This window comes from Leptotrichia sp. HMT-225 (genome assembly GCF_030644325.1).
GTDB lineage: Bacteria > Fusobacteriota > Fusobacteriia > Fusobacteriales > Leptotrichiaceae > Leptotrichia > Leptotrichia massiliensis.
In genome coordinates, this window is the sequence record NZ_CP130323.1 from 1,249,763 (window position 1) to 1,273,206 (window position 23,444).

Consider the following 23,444-nt stretch of genomic DNA (forward strand, 5'->3'; position numbering starts at 1 on the left):
TATATAAGTTAAAATAATACACTTCACTTATAAAAAATTCAAAAAACTACATATTAAAATATTTACAGAACGGCTGTGAGAATACAATCGCACTTACTGTAGCTTCTGGGTACATCATAAACTCTTCTGTTAGAGAGATTCCGTATCTTTCTGGTTTTAAAAGATTAAACAATTTTCTCTGGTCACTTAAATCTGGACAGGCTGGGTAGCCGAAAGAGTAACGATTTCCTTGATACTGAGCGTTTAAAATTTCGTTTAAGGAGATGTCCTTGTCAATAATTCCTACATCCTGACGCATCATCTTGTGAATATATTCTGATGTTGCTTCAGCAAGTTCAAGTCCTACAGAGTTTACAATATGCCCTCTGTAAAATTCACCTTTTTCTTTAAGTTCATTTGAAACCAGTCTTGACTTTTCTCCTGCAGTTGCAACAAAGAATCCGATGTAATCGATTACATCTGGGCTTATATAATCATTTAATGATAAATACTGTCCATATTTTTGTCTTGGGAAATCAAATGTTTCCAAAACAGTTGACAAGTCATCTGATAAAACTTCGATTTTGAAATCTTCCTTTCTTTCTCCAGCTTTTCGACGTACAGGGAAAAACTTGTAGATAGCTTTTATATCAAAGTATTCATCGCCATTTTCGATAATATCCAAAATCTCATTGTATAATTTTATTGTTCTAGGGTCTTGCTTTTCAATTAGATTATTTACAATCCATTTCATTCCAAGATGTTTTCCAATTAGCATTTGCAAATTTATGAATGGGAATACATCTTTTGCTTTTATGTTTGTTATAATTTGTTTATTTAATGTTTGTGGCTTATAAATTTTTTCAAAGTCATATTTTGGAAGTTCAACTTTTGAAAAATCAAATGTTCCATCAGCATCCTTAATATCACTTACCGTTGGCTTAACTTTCAGCTGTTCAAGTTTTTTTGCATCTTTAATCGTTACAAGATCTCTTCGTTTTTGCAAATATTCCTTAAACTCTTGAAATTTTTTCTCATCAATCATTTTGTTTAAGTCAGCAAGGGCAGTCATTGCATCTCTTGAGTAAATTACAATGTTATTTTTGTAGGCAGGCTCAATTTTATTTACAGTAAATTTTTCCGTAAGTGCCGCACCTCCTACAAATATTGGAATATCAATGCCAGCTTCATGCAGAACGCCCATAGTATTCACCATTTCTGTGGCAGATTTTACAAGAAGTCCAGAAAGTCCTAAAAAGTCAGCTTTATGATCAATTATTGCTTCACGGATTTTTTCAGCAGGCGTATTTATTCCCAAGTCAATTACTTCATAACCGTTATTTCCAATGATTATCCCAACCAGATTTTTTCCAATGTCGTGAACATCCCCTTTTACTGTTGCCATAATTACTTTCCCTTTTACAGACGATTCATCTTTTTCCATAAATTGTTCCAGATAGGAAACAGAGGCTTTCATAACTTCTGCACTTTGCAGAACTTCGGCAACAATTAAGTCATTGTTGTTAAACAGTCTTCCAACTTCGTCCATTCCATCCATTAGAGGACCATTTATTATATCAATTGGAGAATATTTTTTTAGAAGTTCATCAAGATGTATTGTTAAATCTTTTTTACTTCCTTCTACAACAAGATTTGAGACTTTTTCTTCGGTAGTTAAGTTGCTTGTATCGACAACTTTTTGAACGGCTTTTTTCTCACGATAGAAGTTTGCAAATTTTGATACATTTTCATCATCTGTGTGAAATAAAATGTTTTCTGATAATTCTTTTTCTTCGTCTGAAATCTCGCTCATTGGTATAACTTTTTCAGTATTTACAATCGCATAGTCAAGTCCAGCTTCGTAGGCTTTTTGCATATAATAAGTATTCAAAACTTCTCTTCCTGCGATTGGCAGTCCGAATGAAACATTACTTACTCCTAAAATTGTCTTTACATTTGGCATTTCAACTTTAATTTGCCTAATTGCCTCAATTGTTGCTGTGGCAGAGCCAATATACTTCTGATCTCCTGTAGCAACTGGGAAAACTAATGTGTCAAAGATTATATCTCTTTCATCAATTCCGTATTTTTTCGTAAGAAGTTCGTAACTTCTTCTAGCAACTTTCAATTTTTTCTCAACTGAAACAGCCATTCCTTCCTCATCAATCAGTCCCACAACGACAGAAGCCCCAAAATCTTTAATAACTTTTGCCATATCAGCAAATTTCTTTTCCCCATCTTCAAGGTTAATCGAATTTATAATTCCTTTTCCTTGCAAGTAAGTAAGACCTTCCTTGATAACATTTATATCAGTTGAGTCAATCATAAGAGGAACTTTTGCAAATTTTGCTACTTTATCTAAAAATGCTTTCATATCGGCAATTTCATCTCTATCAGGATTTGCAAGGCAAATATCAATTACATCTGCACGCCCCTTAATCTGAAGTCTGGCAACTTCTGTCGCCTCATCAAATTTCTCGCTGGCAATTAAGTTTTTAAAAATACGTGAACCGATTACGTTTGTACGTTCCCCCACGTAAATTGGACGATTTTTTGGAGTTTCTAAAGCAATTAGTCCTGATACATCATTAAAATCTTTGTTTTCGTCAATAACTCTTGGAGAATAGTTTACACTTTTTTCCTTAATTTTCTGAATATGCTCAGGTGTAGTTCCACAGCACCCTCCAACAATATTTAAATAATTATTTTGGAAAAACGGCTCAATTTTTGCTGACAATGTGTCTGGAGTTTCTTCATATTCTCCATCTTCGTTAGGAAGTCCAGCATTTGGATAAACTGAAATATATGTATTTGAAATATTATTTAATGTCTTTAAAAATTGTGTCATAAATTCAGGCCCTGTTGCACAGTTCAGTCCTACAGAAAATGGATTCATGTGATTTACAGCGTAATAAAAGGCATCTGCAGTTTGTCCTGCAAGTGTAGTTCCTGTACTTTCAATTGTAAACGACAGCATTAATGGAACGGTATAATTTTCTTCCATAGCCTTTTTAAGTCCCAAATAAGCCGCTTTCAAATTTCTTGTATCTTGAATAGTTTCAAACAGAATTAAATCAACTCCACCAGCCATAAGCCCAGAAACAGCTGTATAATAGCTATGGATAAGCTCTTCAAAAGTTACTCCCCCAGTAACACTGATAGATTTGTTGGAAGGTCCTAATGCTCCTGCAACATAAAGATTTCTCGTAACTTCAGGATGCTCGCTTCTATATTCAGCAATAGCTTCATTTACAAGCTCTGCTGCAGCTTTATTCATCTCAAAGACTTTATCTTCCAAATCGTAATCCTTTAATACAATATCCAAAGCTCCAAAACTGTTAGTTTCAATAATATCACTCCCAGCTTCTAAATATCTTTTATGAATATTTTTAATAACGTCAGGTCTTTGCAATACAAGATAATCATTGCACCCTTCATATTTTTCTCCGCCAAAATCACTTGCAGTCAGTTTTTCCTGCTGAATCATAGTCCCCATCGCTCCATCCAGCAGTAATATTTTATTTTTCAAATCATTTTGTAATAAATTGTAAGAATTTTTATATTTATTTTTTGTCATTTATTCAACTCCTATTTTAGTAAATTTATCCTATTATTTTATCATAAAAACCTTTATGTGTATATAAAAATATGAAATTAATTCAAAAATATGTTTAAAAGTACATATTATCAAGTTAAATTTAACGTCGATAATATTGTGAATATATACAGTTATTGAGAAATGTAATGAAAGACAGGAATTTTCTTGTTCAGAATAATACCTTCCTGTCTTTTTTATTTTAGTAATTGTATTTATATTTCAAATCTCATTTCTTCATTTACTTTTCTTGTAGAGTAAGTTGTATATTTGTTGCAATTTTTAAATATAAAAGAATAAAAAATCTATAAATTAGTGCTGATGTTTTCGGATTTTTTTAATAAAATTTAAATATTCAAATATAAATTTTTAAAAATTTTGTATTATCCTTAAAATAAAAAAAATAAAATTGTTTTACAAACTATTATTTTTTCGGAATCCTTTTAAAATATAATAAATAAATGGATTTTAATATATAAAATATATAATTAATAAATCCCTTTATCTAGCAACTTAGAAACTCTTTAATCAAAAATTAAATATAATCTTATTGAAAAAATTTTAAAAATAAGATACACTACATATATGTTAAAAAATTCAAGCAAAACACAATATATTGTGTTTTTTATATAATATAGAAGGAGATAGAAAAAATGAAAAAAATAGTGAAATTTGAGAAAAATGATTGCAATCCGTGTGCAATGGTGTCGGATTTATTAGATAAAAAAGGTATAGAATATGAAAGAATAAATCCATTTGATAATCCAGAAATTGCTGTAAAATATAAAATAAGAAGTGTTCCAACAGTAATTTTGTTTGAAGAAAACGAAGAAATAAAAAGAACAATTGGATTTAAGCCAGAAGAAATCAATGAAATCATCTCAATGATGTAATGAACAATTTAAAATACAATTTAAAATAATAAATTAATACTACTCAAAACGATTTTTATTAAAATATCTAGTTTTGAGTATATTTTATGCCTAAAATTTGGAAATATACTTAAAAATTAAACTACTAAAAATTATATAAATCAAGTATTTGAGTAAAATAGATATTGCTTTTGAATTCAGTTTTAAAGAAGTTTTACTATATATTTAAAATTACTTGAAATTTAAAGTTATAAAAGTTAAGAAAATTAGCATAATTAAGGATTTTTGATTTTAAAAAGTATTTGTAAAACAAAATTTTAGTAATAAAAAGGCATAATAAATATTAAAAAGCAAGGTGAAATCGATGTATATATATTACGATTCAAAAACAGGAAACGTCCACCGTTTCACAAAAAAAATGCAATCCCAACGTCCAGACTGGCATTTTATAAAGATAAATCCAACTATGGCAATCAAAAATGAAGGACATTTTCTAACATTTACAACAAAAATTGGAGAAATTCCAGCAACAACAGACGAATTTCTACAAAATAAAAACAACAGCAAACTATTAAAATCAGTAAGTTCCAGCGGAAACAGAAACTGGGGACAATTTTTCGCACTAGCAGCCGATAAAATTCAGGAAAAATACGGAATTCCAGTATTGATGAAATTTGAGCTGTCAGGAACAAGTACGGAAGTGGAGAATTATATAGATTATTTGGAAAATAATTAACTTTTATAAAATTTTGATTATTGTTTACTTTAGGGATAGTAAATTAATCGCTCTATTTAAACTAAAGTTGTCGTGATTTTTTTGGAATAAAATTTACTGTCTTAGCTTTTTCAAAGTCTTTAAATTATAGTTATCTAAAGAGATGAAATTAATTGTTATTAAAAAGCGAGTTTCAATTTTATTTTAAAAAAATTCTTAGACAAGCGGGGATTGTAAAGTGGATGGCGATTGATCCCCTTTACATTATATAAAGAAGAAAAAACATAAAAATTATAGAAAAAATATTTATTAACAATAATTTGTTTTAAAATTGAAAGAAAAATTATTAATTTTATATAAGCATTGAGTTTAGTTAAATTATAAAATAAAAAAAATAGGAGAAGATTATGGTAGATAAAAGAGCAAAAAAATGGATATATTTAAATAATGAGATAATGGTAAAACAAGGTGAGGATTTTCAGCTTGAGAAAGATAAAGAGGCTGTTTATTCGTATTTTGTAGATTATGTGAATAAAAATACTGTATTTTTTCACAATCTTGAGGAAAAAATGGGATATTTGATAAAAAATGATTATTATATTGATTTTTATGAAATGTATAGCCATGATGAGATAAAGGAAGTGTTTAAGCTGGTTTATGATAAGAAGTTTAGATTTGCTTCGTTTATGAGTGCATCGAAATTTTATCAAAGTTATGCTTTGATGGATGATACTGGAGAGAAATTTTTGGAAAGATATGAAGATAGGATTGCGACAGTTTCGCTTTATTTGGCACAGGGAAATGTTGAAAAGGCAAAAGAGTATGCTTTAATGTTGATAAATCAGGAGTATCAGCCAGCTACGCCAACTTTTTTAAATTCTGGAAAAAAACGTTCTGGAGAGCTTGTTTCTTGTTTTCTTGATGAAATGGGAGATAATTTGAGCGGGATTGGATATGTTTTTGATTCTTCAATGAAACTTTCTTCGATTGGTGGAGGAGTTTCGATTAACCTTTCTAAAGTAAGGGCAAGAGGAGAGTCAATAAAAGGAGTTGAAGGCAGAGCTTCTGGAGTTTTGCCAATTATGAAGATTTTAGAGGATATTTTTTCGTATGCAAATCAGTTAGGACAAAGAGCTGGGGCTGGAGCGGTTTATTTGAATGTCTTCCATTCTGATATTAATGAATTTTTGGATAGTAAAAAGATAAATGTAGATGAAAAAATCAGAATAAAATCATTATCAATCGGAGTTATCGTTCCAGATAAATTTATGCAGTTGGCAATGGAAGATGAAGTTTGCTATACGTTTAATCCACACACAGTATTCCTAGAATATGGGCAATATTTGGACGAAATGGATATGAACGAAATGTATGAAAAACTGGTTGATAATCCAAATGTTAAAAAGAAAAAAATAAACGCAAGGGAACTTCTTGTAAAAATTTCTCAAACGCAAAAAGAAAGTGGATATCCTTATTTATTCTTTAAAGATAATGCAAATAAGGAACACGCATTAAAAGGAATCGGAACAGTTAAGTTCTCTAATCTATGTACTGAAATTATGCAATTATCAGAAGTTTCAGATATTAATGCTTACTATGAAGAAGATACAATAAGACGTGGAATTTCATGTAATTTAGGTTCATTGAATATTGCAACTGTAATGGAAAATAAGAGAATAAAAGAAGCCACAAAAGCGGCGATTGATTCACTTACAATGGTATCAGACTTGACAAACATTGATATTGTTCCATCAATAAAAAAAGCAAACGACGAGCTGCACTCAGTAGGGCTGGGAGCAATGAACCTGCATGGATACTTGGCTAAAAACTTTATTATGTACGAAAGCAAGGAAGCGCTTGACTTCTGTAACGTATTCTTTATGATGGTGAACTTCTATTCATTGGAACGTTCAATGGAAATTGCAAAAGAAAAAGGTGAAACTTTTAAAGACTTTGAAAAATCTGAATATGCCAACGGAAACTATTTTGACAAATACATTACAAAAGAATATATGCCACAAACAGAAAAAATAAAACAGCTATTTGAAGGAATCTACATCCCAACAAAAGAAGACTGGGCAAACCTAAAAGAACAGGTAATGAAACACGGAGTCTACAACGCCTACCGAATGGCAATCGCCCCAAACCAGTCAACATCCTACATAATGAACTCCACAGCCTCAGTAATGCCAGTAGTTGACACAATCGAAGTAAGAGAATACGGAGACAGTACGACATTCTATCCAATGCCGTACCTAACAAACGACAACTACTTCTTCTATAAGTCAGCATACGATATGGATCAAAAAAATATCTTGAAACTAATTTCTGTAATTCAAAGACACGTAGATCAAGGAATTTCGACTATCTTGTATACGAAGAGTACGGACAGCACTAGAGATTTGGCTAGACTTTATATTTATGCACATAGGCTGGGATTGAAGTCGCTTTATTATACGAGAACGAGAAAGACTACAATTGAGGAGTGTATTTCATGTTCGGTTTAGTTATAAAATTTGAAGGTTTTAGAAGATTTATTTGTGTTTTAAGATATTTTAACATTAAATTAATTTTTATAGAAGGAGGAAAATAATGGAAAAAGCAATAAATAATATTAAAATAAAACAGGGGAATTCAAAATTATCAGTTAATGAAATTAAAGCGAAAAAAGGATACGGAGAAGGCGATAATAGAAATTTCATTAAATTAGTAAAAAAAATAAAGAATGATAATACAGGAACTAAAAAATGATAGAAATAATGATAGAAATATTGACATTAATAATTTCAATTATTGCAATTGTGATTTCGATGTTTGCAATTAAAGTTACTAAAGGGCAGGTTGAAATAGAATTAAGAAATATGATAACATCTTCAAGAGAAAGATATGAAGATATGTTAATAAAATTTAAGGAAAATGAAGAAGAGCGGTTAAAAGAAGTATATGAAAATATTTTAGAGTCTTCTTTAGAGAATTATCTTAATTCATATGATGAAGCATGTTCAAAATATATAGATAATAAAGTTGATAAAGTTAGATTTAAAAAAAATTATTCTGATGAAATAAAAAATAATATCGAAAATTTTGAAGAAAAATATACTCAAACTTCACGATACAAAGCAACAATAAAGGTCTATAATAAATGGAATAATATTGAAAAATAAATACGATATTATAGTAAAGGAGATAGTAACTTTATGGTAGATAACAAGAAAATATTGACAATAGATAAATTTGAGAAATTTAAAATCGAAGATAAAAAAATAAATGATGTAATATTTAAATATGCTTTGTTTATGGAAATATGGATTTCGGTAATTCCAATTATTTTAACATTTAAAATATATTTTAAAACATTTGAAACAATTAAATTTCTTTATAAATGTATAAACAAATGTGTCCCTTTTAATAAAATTATAACTACTGAATTTATAAAATCAAATATAAGTAATTTAATAGTAATTTTAATTGTTTTGTTATGGGTAATATTATTTTTAACATTTTATTTGATATATTATGTTATTTTGGCTAATAAATTAAACAAAAAATTAAATAATGAATATTCTAAATGTCTAAATTTTTTGTTATATCTAGTGTTTTATTTGCCAATTATATTTATTTTTTTAGAAGTAAATATTGCATTTTGGGGAATAATTGTTATAGTTATATTTATGATAATGGTATACCTTTGTAAATATAAAAAAGAAAGTAAATGTTTAAATAAGAATCTTCTTTTAGTGTTTGAATTAGAAATAGAGAAGATATTTAAAATAGATTCAAATGAAAATTATTTAGAAATAAAAAAAATGTTAGATAAGAAAATAGAAAATGAGGAAGAGAAACGATTTTTGTCAATAAATATGGAAGAAATAAAAGAATATAGTATAATTGGAATAGGAATAGCTTCAATATTAAGTATCATAGATAAATTTTGGGATAAAACGTTTGAAAATTTTCAATCAGGTTCTAATAATATAGTTGAAATTTTAAATAATAGTAAAATGCAAAGTTTAATAAATATTTCTTTTTTTGGTATAATGATGACAATTACAATTGGGTGGTTATTATATTTTTCAAAAGTAAAATTAGTAGACAAAGTTCTTTCAAATTCTAAAAAAAATAAATTAAAAAGAATGAAACTTTGTCTTGAATATTTAGAACAAAAACGTTTGGAGAATATACCTAAGAATAAAAAAATGATGACGGAATTAAATAAAATGTCTAATAAAGAATATAGTGAAAAGGATATAAGAGAATATTTATCAGAAAAAGAGAATAATAAATTAAATGACTTTATAGAAAAAAATAAATTAAATAATAAAAATATAAAAATTAAAATAGAATTTGATTATTTGGAAGCTGAATATGAAGAGGAATACACTATTATTACAAAAAAAATAAAAGTAATAAATAAAAAAGAAGACATTATTTTAGAAAATAAGAGCGTATGTTTCTTTACTAACGGAAAATTTAAATTTAATGAAATTGAAGAAATTATAAAAAAAGGGATTAAAAATAGAAAGTAGTAAGAAATTTAGGAAAATATTGCAATTAATATTGCAATTTATGTATTAAATAAATGGGGAGGGGGATAAAAAATGTTTAAAATATTCAAAATTGAAATTTTTAAAAACTTTTTAGAAAAAGAAAGACCCTTAAATAAAGGAATTTTGACAAAATTGGAAAATAATCTTAAAACAAATTTTATTTATAATTCAAATGCGATTGAAGGTAGCACTCTTACTTTGAAAGAAACGGATATTATTCTTCAATATGGGGTTACTGTGAAAGGGAAAAGTTTGAAAGAACATGAGGAAGTAAAGGGGCAGGAATATGCTCTTAATTTTTTGAAGGAAGTTATAAAAACAAATGAATCTTTATCGCTGAGGTTGATAAGAGAGTTTCATGCTCTTGTGTTGAATGATGATATTGAGAATAGAGGGAAGTTTAAGAAAAGTAATAATGAAATTTTGGGTGCTGGATTTGAAACGACGCCTCACTATCTTGTTGAAGAGAAGCTGACTGAATTAATTGATGAATTTAATAGTAATGAAAATTATGATTTGATAATGAAGGTTGCTTGTTTTCATGCTGATTTTGAAAAGATTCATCTATCTGCTTGCTGATTTTATAGAAAAGAGTGTTGAAAATACTTTTTGGATGTATTACAAATATTTTGATGAAGATACAAAAATGAAGTTTGAAGAATATTTAAAAAAGAATGGAATTAATCCGAAAGAAGTTTATCAAAAGAGGTTTGAGAATTATCCAGAAACAGAGAGGGACTTTCCAAGAGATTGGGATAAATAGTCAAATAAAGGCAGAGTTATTTTATAGAAAAAGCGAAGTAAAATGAAAGTTTTTTACATTTGACAAATATCAAAATATAGAGTATAATAATTTTAGTGATCGTACTACAAGAATAACCCACTTAATTGTGCGTTGTTGTAGACTGTAGAAAAAGCTCTTTCAATTTTGATAGGGCTTTTTTGCATTTTTGATATAAAAAGGGGAAAGGGAATGGATAAGCCATTTAAAACTTTTAAGGAACAAGTTGAGATTTTAAATGGAGAAAACGGAGATAAACTACGTGTAAAAACTGATGATGAAACAATTTATTATTTAATGAGGTATAATTATTATTCCATCATAAATTTTTATAAAGAACCTTTTTTAAAAGGGAAAGATTTAAATGGAAATGATATTTATAAATCGGGAGTTCATTTTAATCATTTGAAAGCATTGTATGATTTTGATAAAAGTTTGAGAATGTTGTTTTTTGATGTTTTGACACAATTGGAAAGAGCTTTTAAAACAGCAATTGCATATTATTATTCAGAATGTTATATAAATAAAGAAAGTTATTTGGAACTTAATAATTGTTATGTTGGAATTAGAAATGAAAATATACATCTTATTTCACATTTAGTAAAAAAATTAAATTTTTTAAGGAATAACAAAAGCAATAGTATAATAAAGCATTATAGTACAACAAAAGATAACATACCATTTTGGATAGTGATTAATTTTTTTACATTTGGAGAAATGAGCAGATTTTATTTGATTTTGGAAAATAGAGTACAAAATAAAATAATAAGCCATTTTAGAAATTTGTATAAAAATGAGTACACAAATTTACCTAAATTAAATAATAATTTTATAAAAACTTTTTTACGTGCAAGTTCATTATTTAGAAACATAGCAGCACATAATGAAAGAATGTATGATTTTTCATCAAAAAATATTGTAAATATAAATAATATTATAGGTATAACAAATAATAAGAAACAAAAATTATTTACGATATATGAAGGACTTAAATTATTTTTATCAAAAGAAGAATATGAAAGTCTAACAAAAAAGTTACGAGAATTATTAAATTTACTTGAATTTAAACTAAAAGATATTATAGATATAAATGATATTTTATATAAAATGGATTTTCCAAAAGATTGGCATAAATAGACATTATGATAAACTAATTGATTGACAAAAGATATACTTTGTATGTATAATATATAAAAGGAAGTGATATTTTATGGCAACAGTTAATACAAGTATAAAGATAGATGAGGAAACTAAAAAAGAAGCACAGAAATTATTTAAAGATTTAGGATTAAGCCTTAGTACAGCAATTAATATATTTTTGAAACAAGCTATAAGAGAAAAAGGCATACCATTTTATATAAATTCTTTACCTGAAAATTCAGAATTGGCTCAAGCATTTGAAGAAGCCAAACAAATTAAGAAAAATCCTTCAAATTATAAATCGTACAGTAGTCCAGAAGAAATGTTTAAAGATGTCTTGGGAGAAGATTATGAAGGGTAAAAAAGAAGAGTATAAATATTCTATTATTCTTACTGGGAAATTTAAAAAACATTTAAAAAATCTAAAAAAACAGAAAAAAGATTTAAAATTATTAGAAAGTATAATCTCAATATTAGCAAAAGGAGAAAAACTTCCTCCTAAAAATAAGGATCATAAATTAGTCAATAATTATGACGGGGCAAGAGAATGTCATATAACTCCAGATTGGTTATTAATCTACGAGATAGTTGAAGATAAATTAATATTGATTTTATTAGCATCAGGTAGTCATAGTGAACTATTCTAAATTTTATATAAAATGTGGGAGTTGATTGAGATAACATAAATTGATAAAACAATTTTATCAAGAAAGGAAAACAAAAAATGGAGAAAAAAATATACGAAGCAGTAAACTGGAACACACCAGAAAATGATTATGTGGAGATGTTTTGGGAGCAGAATTTGAAGCAGTTTTGGATTGATACGGAGTATATTCCGTCTAAGGATATTGATAGCTGGAATTCGCTTGAGCCTGCGATGAAGTTAGCGTATTTACACGTACTGGGAGGGTTAACGTTATTGGATACGTTGCAGAGCCATACGGGGATGCCGAAAATTATTGATCATATTGAGTCGCTACAAAATCGTTCGGTGCTTTCATATATGTGTATGATGGAAACGATTCATGCAAAGTCTTATTCGACAATATTTACAACGGTTGCGTCTACAAGGGAGATTAATGAAACATTCAGATGGGTTCAGGAAAATCCGCACTTGCAGTATAAAGCCAATAAAATTGATACATATTATCAGAAAATGAACAATCCTGAGGCTTCAAAAAGAGATATTGCGATGGCTCTGGCAGCTTCGGTTTATTTGGAAACATATTTATTTTACAGCGGATTCTTTTTACCGCTTTGGCTTGCAGGACAGGGAGAAATGGTTGCAAGTTGTGATATAATCAAGAAAATCATAGCTGATGAGTCAATTCACGGAGTTTTTGTTGGATTATTATTCCAAGAATTATACAATTCTTTCAGCGAAGAGGAAAAAGCTGATATGAGAGCTGAACTGAAAAAATTGATGTACGATTTATATGAAAATGAAACAAGATATACTGATGAAATTTATGGTGATTTAGGGCTTACAGGCGATGTGAAGGAATACATTCGTTACAATGCAAACAAAGCCTTGATGAATCTAGGATTTGAAGAAGAATTTGAAGTGAAGAATGTAAATCCGATTGTGTTAAATGGTTTAAATGTGGAAACAACACAGCATGATTTCTTCTCAAAAAAATCTACGAATTATGAAAAAGCACTGGAAGTGGTTCATTTGCATGATGATGATTTTAAGTTTAATAATGATGAATTAGATTTGGAGATTTAATCTATGAAAATTATAATATCACCAAGCAAAACTAAAAAAATTAACAATTTGCCAATAAAAGATAGTGGCTCTTTGACTGAAAAAGAGCCTTTTTATCTAGAAATAACAAAGGAAATTATTGAAAAAATAAAAAACTTTTCTGTAGAGGAAATTGAGAAAAAGTTTAAATTAAAAAATGAAAAAGCACAAAATTTATTAGGATTTTATCAAAATTATGAAAATGAGAAAAGTGGAAATGCTTTGGCAAGTTATACTGGTGTTGCGTATAAGGCTATAAAGATTGAAACGTTTGATAAAAGTGATTTTGAATATTTGGAGTCGCATTTAGTTATTTTATCTGCTTTGTATGGGGTTTTGACCCCTTATACAAATGTGAAGGAGTATCGTCTTGATATGACAAATTCAATTTTTGAAAGTAAATCGCTTTATGAGGTTTGGAAAACTAGCGTGAATGAATATTTTGAACACGAAGACATTATTTTAAATCTTGCCTCAAAGGAATATTCTAAACTTATAAACCCTGATAAATTGATTGATTTTGAGTTTTGGGAAGACTCAAATGGGAAATTAAAGCAAGTGAGTACAAACTCGAAGAAAATGAGAGGCTTTACTTTAAATTATATTGTGAAAAATAAGATTAGTGATGTGAAAAAATTGAGAAATATTACTTTAAATGGGTATGTTTTTGATGAGGATATGTCGGATGAGAGAAAATTTGTTTATGTGAAGAAATAATAGATTTTAGAAAGAGGGAATTTTTATTTTCCTCTTTTTTTTGTGAATAGTAATAGAAATTGTTGATGAAATATAGTATACTGGATTAAGAAAAATTAGAAGTTATAAAATTGTAGATTTTTAAATTTCGTAAATGGAGAAAAGATGATAAAAATAGATGTAGATGAGAGAAAGTGGGAGAAAATAAAAGAAGAACATTCTGAATGGTACAGCGATAATATTTTGCCTAATATTAGAAATGCTTATGAATTTATTGAATCTCAAAAAAGTAAAAGTTATTCAATGAAAAAATATTTAGAATTATTAAAAAAAATAATAGATAAAGGAAAAGATTTTATTATACAAAAAGAATTATTTTTAGATTATGAAAATAAAGAAATTGACAAGATAATTAAAATAATGAAGAAAAAGAATAAAAAAAGTAAAAGTATTTTGGAAATACGTTTTGAAAAATTAAATATATCTGAAGAATATTTGCCAAATCAACTTTTTTGTTATAAAAAATTACAAACTGGCAATAAAAATTGGAATAGACATAAATTATTGTCTTTAATAGGAATAGAAATATGTCCATATTGCCAAAGAAATTATATTAGTAGTTATGAAGAAAATAACGATGAAAAAACAACAGCAGATTTGGACCATTTTTATCCAAAATCACTTTATCCGTTTTTAGCTTTGTCTTTATATAATTTTATTCCTAGTTGCCAAATTTGCAATAGCAGATTTAAAGGGAATAAAGATACACGTGATTCTGTTTATTTGTATGAGGAAGGCTTTGATGAATTAGGAGTGAAATTTAGGACTTCAAAAGAAGTTATAAGCGAAACTTTAGGAGAAAGATATTCAGATTTTTATGTAAAAATTGACTATGAAAATCTTAAAAATAAAGAAGACGGAGAAAAAGTAAAGAATAGTATTGAAAATTTGGGATTGGATAGAGTATATAAAAAATCGCATAATCAGTATATTCAAAATTTACTATATAATATTGAAAAATATCCAGAAAATTATTTGGAAAATTGTGTAGAAATGTTTGAAAGTAATGTTGATAAGAAAAAACAGCTTGAAGAATATTTTAAAGATATTGTGAAAGAGCCGTATAGAAAAAGAATAGAAAATGGAGAGCCTTTGGCAAAATTAACTAAAGATATTTTAGAGGAATTTAATATAAAAATTTAAGGAGAGCATGAAATGTTTCCAATATATATGTATGTAAAAGAATATAAAGGATTGAAAGATTTTGAAATTACTTTTGATAATAATTATGAAATTAAGTATAATAGAGAGAAAGACACGTTATCAATTAATAAAAAATTTGAATCTACAAATAATGATATAGAAAATTTTTATTCTATTTATAAAACAAAGGGAAATATAGATAGTGTTAATTTGTTGATTGGGAAAAATGGAAGTGGGAAGACAAGTATTTTAGAAATACTGAATATGAATTATTTTGAGAAGAAAAAAAGAAAAAGTTATTTTGATAAGTTAGAAATAGAAATTAATTATATGATTCTATATAAATCTAGTAAAGATGATAAAAATTTTATTTTTGAAGAACAATATATTGCAAAAAAATTTACAAAAAGAAAAGAAATAGAAGAAATTAGAATTGAAGAGGAGATATATGAATCGCAAGATAATGGAAATTATATTGAAAATACAGGAGTGTTAAAATTTTCGTTTAAAGAAAAAACGATGAATGCTGTAATGAGGGAAGCTAAATTTGAACAAGAAAACAGAGGAGAAACAAGAACAAGTATTTATAAACTAAATATTGGATTAGAAAACGGAAGTAAAGGAAAAATATATAATTATCTAGTTAATGCAAATAAAGGAGAAAATTTTGAAAATTCGTATTTGACATTACAAATTCCTAATTTGTATGAAGCAGAAAAAATTACAGAAATAAAAGAAAAAATAATAGACGTGAACTCTAATGAAAGGATTGATGATTTTATTAGATTATATGATATAAATAAAAATAATCTGAAAAATACTATTTTGAGCAACTATTTTAATTTTATTTATTCAGAAATTATATGGAGAAATTTAAGGGAAAATAGTAAAACAAAGAAAGAATTAAAAGAAAGAAAAAAAGAATTATTAAAGTTATTAAATAATGAATCTTCAGTTTATAGAAAATTTGAAATATTATTGGAAGAATATGAAAACTCAATAAACAATATAATTAAATTTAATAAAGAAAAATATGGAATTATTGAGAAGGTTGCAGACCTTATAGATAATATTGTATCAAAAATTGAATCAGCAAATGAAATGGATATTGAAAATAATGATGAAATTATTAGAAAATTTAAGATTAGTTGTAAAGAGGAAAATAAAGAAGTTTTAGAGTTGTTAAAAGAATATGATGATTTTCATATTCCAAAAATAGAAGAAAAGAAAAGATATTTAATTGATTTTGGAAATTCATTATTTAAAGAAGTAGAATTTATAAAAATAGAAGAAGAAGGACTAAGTGATGGAGAAAAGATAAAATTAGGTTATTTTTCTACACTTTACAGTATTTTGAATGGTGAATTTAAAAATAAGAAATACGTAACTCTTTTATTTGATGAAGTAGAAACTTATCTACATCCTGAATGGAGCAGAAGATTTTTATATGAATTAATAGAAGAATTAGGAAGGTATAAAGATAAAAAGTTTAAATTGATTTTTGCAACACACAGTCCTTTTTTAATAGCAGATGTTTTGGCAAAAGATTGTATTTATTTAGAAAAAGAGAATGGAAAAATTGAAGCCAAAATACATAATGATTTGAAAACTTTTGGGGCTAATATTATTGATTTGTTTAAGAATACTATGTTTTTAGAATCGACTTTTGGGAAATTTGCTACTGAAAAGATTAAAGGAGTGGTAGATAAAATAGAAAAAGCTGAAAAGTATTCGGATATAAAACATGAGGTTGATTTTATAATAGATGAAATTGGAGAAAAGTTAATTTCTAATAAGTTAAAATCAATGATTGAATCAAAGTTTGAAAATAAAGATGAAGAATATTATAGAAAAAAGATAGAAGAATATCAAGCAAAACTAGAGAAATTAGGAAATAAAGAGAATAACAAGAATTCTTAAGAATAAATTATAATAAAATTACACCTTCCATTGTAACAGTAACTTTAAAAATTACTCTAAAAGGAAGGTGTTTTATAATTAAAATTTGTTAATTCAAAAATTTCCCTTTCACAAATCCCCCAACCTTAACTAACGCCAATAAAATCGTAAGCAATACAATAATTGAAGGGCCTGACGGAATATTTAGCGTGTAAGAAAAATATAGTCCTGACAGTATTCCGATGAATGAGAAAATTATGGATAGAATTATGATTGCTGAGTATTTTCTTGCGAGTGAGGCTGCGATTGCCTGTGGGATTGTCAGGATTGAGATTATTAGGATGATTCCTATTGTCTTTATGTTTATTATTATGACGGAGGATATTAGGATTATCATAAAGTAGTTTATGAAGGTTACTGGGACACTGTGGATTTTGTAGAAGTTTTCATCAAAGCTGGTGTAGACGATGCTTTTGTAGAAGATGATGAAAAATGTGATTGTGATTATGTCCAGTATTAACAGTAAAATTATGTTTAGGGTGTTGGATAAAAGGATATTTCCGAATAAATAAGTTGACATATCGGATTGATAGCCTGGTGTCAGGAAGGCAAAAATAATTCCGATAGCCATTCCCATTGACATAACGATACCTATTCCCAAATCACCGTCAACGTGCAGAGTGTCTTTTAAAACCAAAATTAGCACACCTGACAGTATTGAGAAAATCAGTCCAAAAAATAATGGATCTTTTATTGGCAAGTTAAAGAAATAAATTAGGTAGATTCCTATTCCGATACCGCCGTAAGAGGCATGGCTGATACTTGATGAAATAAAGACCATTTTTTTATTTACAATATAAGTTCCTATTATTCCACAGCATATACTTGAAAGAAGCCCTACAATAAGGGCGTTTCTCATAAAGGCATATTCAAAAATTTTTATAAATTCCATAATTCCCCAATCTTTAATAGTTTATCTTTAATTTTGTAAATTTTATTTGTGTGAATGTAAGTAAGGATTGCTGCACACGTAATCTTCCTTTTTCTCATAAACTCGAATATTGCCTTCCACAACAAAAATGGAGTCGATGTAGTCGTAAATTTTTTCCAGTTCGTGAGAAATTACAACGATTGTCGAATCTGACAGTTCCTTTATTTTTTCAAAAAGTTTGAATTCAAATTCCTTATCCAGAAATGATTCTGGCTCATCAAGAAAAATAAGTTCTGGCGAAGAAATTAAGGCACGTGCAATTAATGCCCTTTGAAGCTGTCCACCAGATACTTCGTTTATTAATTTATTTTTTAAATGAAAAATATCAAATTCTTTCAAGAGTATTTCAGCACGTTTTTTTTCTTCATTGTTAAATCTTCTGAAAAGATTATTTTTATTAGTCAATCCCGATATTACCAAGTCAAAAATGTTAATGGGAAAGGAAGTGTCAAACTCCCTTATTTGTGGTAAATACCCAATTTTGTTTTCACTTGTAAAAAATTCAATACTGCCAGAATTTTTTCTCAAAAATCCCAGCATAACTTTTACCAAAGTCGATTTTCCGCCACCATTTCTTCCCAGAATTGCAACATTTTTTCCTTTGAAAATATCTAAGTTTATATCGTTCAAAATATAATCATTGTTGTATTTAAAATTAAGATTTTGCACGCTCACAAGTTTTTTATTCTGTCCGTTAGCCATCAAATTTTTATCCTTTCGTTTTCTTCTCATTCTTTTTTTGAATAAAAATTTTTAATTTAAATAATCTACAAACTGTTTTAGATTTTCAAACACATTTTCCTTGTCAACATTAAATTCAGCGACTTTTGAGTTAGGAATTTCTTTTGAAATAGCTTCGGCACTTTGTTTTGGAAATTGAGGCTGAACTAAGATTGTAGTTACATTGTGTTCTTTTGCTTCATCGATAATTTCTTTTATTTGCTGTGCTGATGGCTCTTTTCCTTCCTGTTCGATTGAAATTTCTTCAATGGCATAGTTTTTTAGGAAATAGTTTAATGCAGGGTGATAAATCATAAATGATTTTTTAGTTTTTGAAGCCATTTTTTGTGAAAGTTCTGCTTTTACCTGATTAAGTTCTGTAATGAAAACATTGTAATTTTTTTCAAAAGTTTCTTTTTTGTCTGGGTAAAGTTTTGACAATTCATTTTTTATATTTTCAGCAACTTTAGGCATCATGTCAAGTGAGAACCAAACATGCGGATCAATTCCACCGTGTCCTTCATGCTCGTGATGATGTTCGTGTTCTTCTTCCTTTTTATCTGCATGTTCATGCTCATGTTCGTGATCATGATCTCCTTTGATAAATAAATTTTTATCAACACCATCCAAAACATTAACAATTTTATTTTTATCGCTTAGGCTGTTAGAAATAGTTTCTTCAAATCCCAACATATTGTAAGTGAAAAATACTTTTGAATTTTCCAGAATTTTCAAATCTGAAGGTTTTGGCTCAAATAGTTCATGATTCATATTTGGCTGCACAATTGAAATAACTTCAAAATCATCTCCTGCAATTTTTTGAGTAAGCCATCTTAAAGGCGGTACGCTTGTTACAATTTTTTCCTTTGCTCCTGCAGTAGTTCCTTGCTCTTTTTTAGTTTCTGATTTATTTCCACAAGAAAAAATAAACAGAGCTGATAATAAAAATAATGATAATAATTTTTTCATTTTAATTCCTCCTATATGTATTTTTTGTAATAAAATAATGAATTTATTAAAAACTTTTCTAGAAAAAGATAAAAGCTTAATATTTTTAAATAATTGAAATATAATTTCATTTCCTAAACAGAGTCTAGTATAAATAATAGATTTAATCACAATCGTTGCATTTTCCTTTAAAAATCGAAAGATGCGACAATAGTGAAAAGCCTCGTTTTTTTAATTCGCTTTTTTCCTTTTCTGTTTCTTCATTTGAAAATTCTGGCACAGTTTCAATATGCTTACAAGAATCACAAATAAAAAAATTGGCATTTTCTTCCTTAAAGTAATATTTTTCATTTTCAAAGTCAAACGAAAAAATATAATTATTTTTCTCTAAAAATTCCAAAGCCCGATAAATTGTCGATAAGTCAAAATCCACTTTTGATTTTAAAAACTTGGCATTTATTGGAGTGTCTGAAGACTGTATAAGATTAAGTATTTGTTGTCTTTTCTTAGTTAATTTCATAATAACATCTCCTAATAATAAAAAACGTTTTTTATTTCACAAATTTGCAAATCATTCGCAAAATATAATTTATTATATATAAAAAAATATATTTTGTCAAATAAATTTATAACAATATTTTTTTATTGAAATAGAATCAAAATGTTTTAAAATTAATTTATTTTGACGTAAAGAAGTGATGTTGTTGAATTGTACTGGAAATTATGGTAATATATTAATTAAATAAATGTGTTGTTTAGATTTGAGGAGGAAAAATAGATGTATAAAGTATTAGTTGGGGAATATATTGATGATGAGGCGATTGCGGGACTGCAGGAAGCTAGGGATGTGAAAGTTGATGTGAAAGTTGGGATTTCACGTGAGGAAATTTTGGATATAATTGGCGAATATGACGCTCTTATTGTGAGAAGTGTTATAAAAGTAGATAAGGAACTGCTGGATAAGGCAAAAAATCTGAAAATAGTCGGACGTGCGGGAAACGGTACAGATAATATTAATATTCCTGAGGCAACTGCACATGGGGTAATTGTAGCGAATACTCCTGACAGCAATACGGTTTCGGCTTGTGAAATTGCGATTGGGCTAATGCTTGCCTCTGCGAGAAATATTATTGCGGCAAATAATTTTATAAAAAGTGGAAAATGGGAAAGAGAGATATTTGTAGGAAGCGAAATGTTTGAAAAAACATTGGGGATTATCGGACTTGGAAGAATTGGTGGACTGGTTGCTACGAGAATGAAAGCGTTTGGAATGAAACTTGTTGCTTATGATCCGTATATTTCAGATGAGCGTTTTAAGAGATATGGCTGTGAAAAGGCTAAAACATTGGATGAACTGCTGGAAAAATCAGATGTGATAACTATTCATACGCCTAAGACTAAAGAAACAGTAGATATGATAAACGCTGAAAATATTCACAAGTTAAAAGATGGTGTAAGACTTGTAAATGCGGCACGTGGAGGATTATTTAACGAGGAGGCTGTGGCTGAAGGATTAAGAAGCGGAAAAATTGCAAGTTTTGGATATGATGTTCACACGGTTGAGCCGCGTTCTGAATGCATTCTTTATGAATTTGAAAATGCAATTACAACGCCACATATTGGAGCGACAACTTATGAAGCACAGCGAAATGTAGGGACTCAGGTTGTAAAACAGGTATTAAATGGACTTCGTGGGGAAATAGTTGAAACGGCTGTGAATCTGCCTGCGATTGGAAGAGAGGAATTTTTAATTGTAAAACCATTTATAAATCTGGCTGAAAAATTAGGAAAAATTTATTTTCAAATTGAAAAAACTCCAATTACAAATGTTGTGCTTAATTATTACGGAGAAATTGCCGAGCAGGAAACCGCACTTGTAGATTCGACAGCGATAAAAGGGATTCTAGAGCCAGTTTTAAAAGAGGAAGTTAATTATATTAACTCAAAGCCGCTTGCTGAAAAAAGAGGGATTAATATTTCAATAAATAAAAAGGAACATAAATATAAAAATTATTCTTCAGCAATAGAATTTGTAATAACAAATGAAGAAGGCAAGAAGATATATGTTGTCGGAACAATTGGAATGAACAACGAGGAAAGAATTATTAGCATAAAAAATCACGATGTGGATATGGCAATTTCTGACAATATGATTTACTTAGGAAATGAAGATGTGCCAGGAGTTATCGGAGCTGTGGGGGCAACACTTGGAAAAGAAAATATAAATATTGCTACAATGAACGTAGGTAGACGTGAAAACAGTGCAATTATGCTGCTTACAGTTGACAGTGAAGTTGGAAGAAGATCCTTGAAGGAACTTAGAGGACTGAGTCAGATAAAATGGGCTCATTACTTGGATTTGACAATATAGCATTTTGTGAAAGAAAATAAAAATTATAAATTGGTATATTTTTTGTTGGTATTTTGCTGTATTTTTAGATTAAGTCTTGCGACATGTTTCTTCTTGTAGAAATTATGATGATAAAATGAAAGGAATAGATATGGGTTTAAAATTTAAAGTAAAAGTGCCGGGGACATCGGCTAATATTGGTGTGGGATATGATTGTCTGGGAGTTGCGTTGGATTACTTTCTGGAACTGGAAGTGGAGGAAAGCGATAAAATAGAATTTTTGGAAAATGGAGAGCCATTTTCGATTCCGATTGAAGAGAATTTGATTTTTGAAGCGATAAAATATACGGAAAAACATTTGGTAAAAAATATTCCTAGTTATAAAGTGAATATTGTGAAAAATGATATTCCAATTTCACGTGGGCTTGGAAGCAGTTCATCTGCTATTGTTGCTGGGATTATGATTGCAAATAAATTTGCTGGTGATGTGCTGGATATTAATGAGGTGGCAAAATTGGCTGTGGAAATGGAAGGACATCCTGATAATGTAGTGCCTGCAATTTTCGGAGGAATGGTGCTTACTGCACATGATAAGGAAAACCTTGTCCACAGTTCATTGATAAATTCTGATGATTTATGTTTTTACGTAATGATACCAGATTTTAAATTATCGACAGAAAAAGCAAGAAGTGTATTGCCCAAAACCTACTTAGTTTCTGACGCAATAAACAACATTTCAAAGTTAGGATTGCTTGTAGATGCCTTTAACAAAGGAAAATACGACAATTTGCGTTTCCTTTTAGGCGATAAAATTCATCAGCCTTACAGATTCGCATTAATAAACGATTCAGAAAAAATCTTTGAAGCGTCTAAAAAACACGGTGCATTGGGAGAATATATAAGCGGTGCAGGTCCTACATTGATTTCCTTGAATTACGACAATGATGAATTTTTGGAAAATATGAAAAAAGAACTTGCAGAATTGTCGGATAACTGGACTATTGAGAAAAAGAAGATTAATTTGAAAGGTGCGGAGGTTTATTAATTTAAAAAGGGAAGTTAATTTAAGTTAGTTAGTCAAAAAAGGGGGAGAGGTTTTTTTATTTAGAGAAATAAATTTTAATAATAATTTTTTAAAAAAATTTTGAAAAATCAAAAAAATGTGGTACGATAAGTTTGTGGTAAAAATTCCTACCACTACTAAAAATTAAAAAAGCAGAGAAAAACCTATTCAAAGCCAATAAAAATGCAAATTAGGAGT

General features: G+C 28.2%; 22 protein-coding genes. 17 read left to right on the forward strand and 5 right to left on the reverse strand.

The window, feature by feature from the left end:
* Positions 1–46: 46 nt before the first annotated feature.
* Complete coding sequence (gene metH, locus QU666_RS06215) at positions 47–3,556, reverse strand: methionine synthase (RefSeq protein ID WP_021770063.1); 3,510 nt, start codon at positions 3,554–3,556, stop codon at positions 47–49.
* Between the two features lie 671 nt (positions 3,557–4,227).
* Here metH and QU666_RS06220 point away from each other — a divergent pair.
* The 15 genes from QU666_RS06220 (at position 4,228) to QU666_RS06290 (ending at position 17,195) form a co-directional block, all read left to right on the forward strand.
* A complete protein-coding gene (locus QU666_RS06220; RefSeq protein ID WP_021768585.1) occupies positions 4,228–4,467 on the forward strand; it encodes a thioredoxin domain-containing protein in 240 nt (79 codons plus the stop codon).
* Between the two features lie 343 nt (positions 4,468–4,810).
* The gene (gene nrdI / locus QU666_RS06225; RefSeq protein WP_036071107.1) at positions 4,811–5,182 is read left to right on the forward strand and encodes a class Ib ribonucleoside-diphosphate reductase assembly flavoprotein NrdI; all 372 of its coding nucleotides are present in this window, start codon (positions 4,811–4,813) and stop codon (positions 5,180–5,182) included.
* Positions 5,183–5,568: 386 nt separating this feature from the next.
* On the forward strand, positions 5,569–7,668 hold the full coding sequence (gene nrdE, locus QU666_RS06230) for a class 1b ribonucleoside-diphosphate reductase subunit alpha (protein WP_021769424.1): 2,100 nt from the start codon (positions 5,569–5,571) through the stop codon (positions 7,666–7,668).
* A gap of 85 nt (positions 7,669–7,753) precedes the next feature.
* Entirely contained in the window at positions 7,754–7,912 is a 159-nt protein-coding gene (locus QU666_RS06235) for a hypothetical protein (RefSeq protein WP_021769423.1), read from the forward strand.
* Complete coding sequence (locus QU666_RS06240; protein ID WP_021769422.1) at positions 7,909–8,325, forward strand: hypothetical protein; 417 nt, start codon at positions 7,909–7,911, stop codon at positions 8,323–8,325. Before QU666_RS06235 ends, QU666_RS06240 begins: the two co-directional genes overlap by 4 nt.
* A gap of 33 nt (positions 8,326–8,358) precedes the next feature.
* Positions 8,359–9,687 carry a hypothetical protein gene (locus tag QU666_RS06245; RefSeq protein WP_304984779.1) on the forward strand — a complete coding sequence of 443 codons (1,329 nt, stop codon included), beginning with the start codon at positions 8,359–8,361 and terminating at the stop codon, positions 9,685–9,687.
* A 72-nt stretch (positions 9,688–9,759) separates the two neighbouring features.
* Positions 9,760–10,287, forward strand: a complete 528-nt coding sequence (locus tag QU666_RS06250; RefSeq protein ID WP_021768208.1) for a Fic family protein — start codon at positions 9,760–9,762, stop codon at positions 10,285–10,287.
* Between the two features lie 34 nt (positions 10,288–10,321).
* Positions 10,322–10,471, forward strand: a complete 150-nt coding sequence (locus QU666_RS06255) for a hypothetical protein (protein ID WP_304984780.1) — start codon at positions 10,322–10,324, stop codon at positions 10,469–10,471.
* 210 nt (positions 10,472–10,681) lie between these two features.
* Positions 10,682–11,626, forward strand: coding sequence for an Abi family protein (locus QU666_RS06260; protein WP_304984781.1), 945 nt, complete (start codon positions 10,682–10,684; stop codon positions 11,624–11,626).
* Positions 11,627–11,699: 73 nt separating this feature from the next.
* Positions 11,700–11,990, forward strand: a complete 291-nt coding sequence (locus QU666_RS06265; protein WP_021770173.1) for a type II toxin-antitoxin system RelB/DinJ family antitoxin — start codon at positions 11,700–11,702, stop codon at positions 11,988–11,990.
* Complete coding sequence (locus tag QU666_RS06270; RefSeq protein ID WP_021770172.1) at positions 11,980–12,276, forward strand: type II toxin-antitoxin system YafQ family toxin; 297 nt, start codon at positions 11,980–11,982, stop codon at positions 12,274–12,276. Before QU666_RS06265 ends, QU666_RS06270 begins: the two co-directional genes overlap by 11 nt.
* A gap of 77 nt (positions 12,277–12,353) precedes the next feature.
* On the forward strand, positions 12,354–13,358 hold the full coding sequence (gene nrdF / locus QU666_RS06275; protein WP_021770171.1) for a class 1b ribonucleoside-diphosphate reductase subunit beta: 1,005 nt from the start codon (positions 12,354–12,356) through the stop codon (positions 13,356–13,358).
* Between the two features lie 3 nt (positions 13,359–13,361).
* The gene (locus QU666_RS06280; protein WP_021770170.1) at positions 13,362–14,093 is read left to right on the forward strand and encodes a YaaA family protein; all 732 of its coding nucleotides are present in this window, start codon (positions 13,362–13,364) and stop codon (positions 14,091–14,093) included.
* Between the two features lie 144 nt (positions 14,094–14,237).
* Complete coding sequence (locus tag QU666_RS06285) at positions 14,238–15,275, forward strand: hypothetical protein (protein WP_021770169.1); 1,038 nt, start codon at positions 14,238–14,240, stop codon at positions 15,273–15,275.
* Between the two features lie 12 nt (positions 15,276–15,287).
* Positions 15,288–17,195 (forward strand): AAA family ATPase, encoded by a 1,908-nt coding sequence (locus QU666_RS06290; protein ID WP_304984782.1) that lies wholly within the window; start codon positions 15,288–15,290, stop codon positions 17,193–17,195.
* 88 nt (positions 17,196–17,283) lie between these two features.
* Here the strand turns inward: QU666_RS06290 and QU666_RS06295 are convergent, their stop codons facing one another.
* The 4 genes from QU666_RS06295 to QU666_RS06310 form a co-directional block, all read right to left on the reverse strand.
* Complete coding sequence (locus tag QU666_RS06295) at positions 17,284–18,126, reverse strand: metal ABC transporter permease (RefSeq protein WP_021769158.1); 843 nt, start codon at positions 18,124–18,126, stop codon at positions 17,284–17,286.
* A 42-nt stretch (positions 18,127–18,168) separates the two neighbouring features.
* Positions 18,169–18,897, reverse strand: coding sequence for a metal ABC transporter ATP-binding protein (locus QU666_RS06300; RefSeq protein ID WP_021769159.1), 729 nt, complete (start codon positions 18,895–18,897; stop codon positions 18,169–18,171).
* A gap of 21 nt (positions 18,898–18,918) precedes the next feature.
* Positions 18,919–19,854, reverse strand: a complete 936-nt coding sequence (locus tag QU666_RS06305; RefSeq protein WP_036070806.1) for a metal ABC transporter substrate-binding protein — start codon at positions 19,852–19,854, stop codon at positions 18,919–18,921.
* Between the two features lie 142 nt (positions 19,855–19,996).
* Positions 19,997–20,353, reverse strand: coding sequence for a Fur family transcriptional regulator (locus tag QU666_RS06310; RefSeq protein ID WP_021769161.1), 357 nt, complete (start codon positions 20,351–20,353; stop codon positions 19,997–19,999).
* A 258-nt stretch (positions 20,354–20,611) separates the two neighbouring features.
* On the opposite strand from QU666_RS06310, the gene serA reads away from it, so the two are divergent.
* Positions 20,612–22,204 (forward strand): phosphoglycerate dehydrogenase, encoded by a 1,593-nt coding sequence (gene serA / locus QU666_RS06315; protein WP_021769162.1) that lies wholly within the window; start codon positions 20,612–20,614, stop codon positions 22,202–22,204.
* A gap of 115 nt (positions 22,205–22,319) precedes the next feature.
* A complete protein-coding gene (thrB, locus tag QU666_RS06320; RefSeq protein ID WP_021769163.1) occupies positions 22,320–23,228 on the forward strand; it encodes a homoserine kinase in 909 nt (302 codons plus the stop codon).
* The last annotated feature ends 216 nt before the right edge of the window (positions 23,229–23,444 follow it).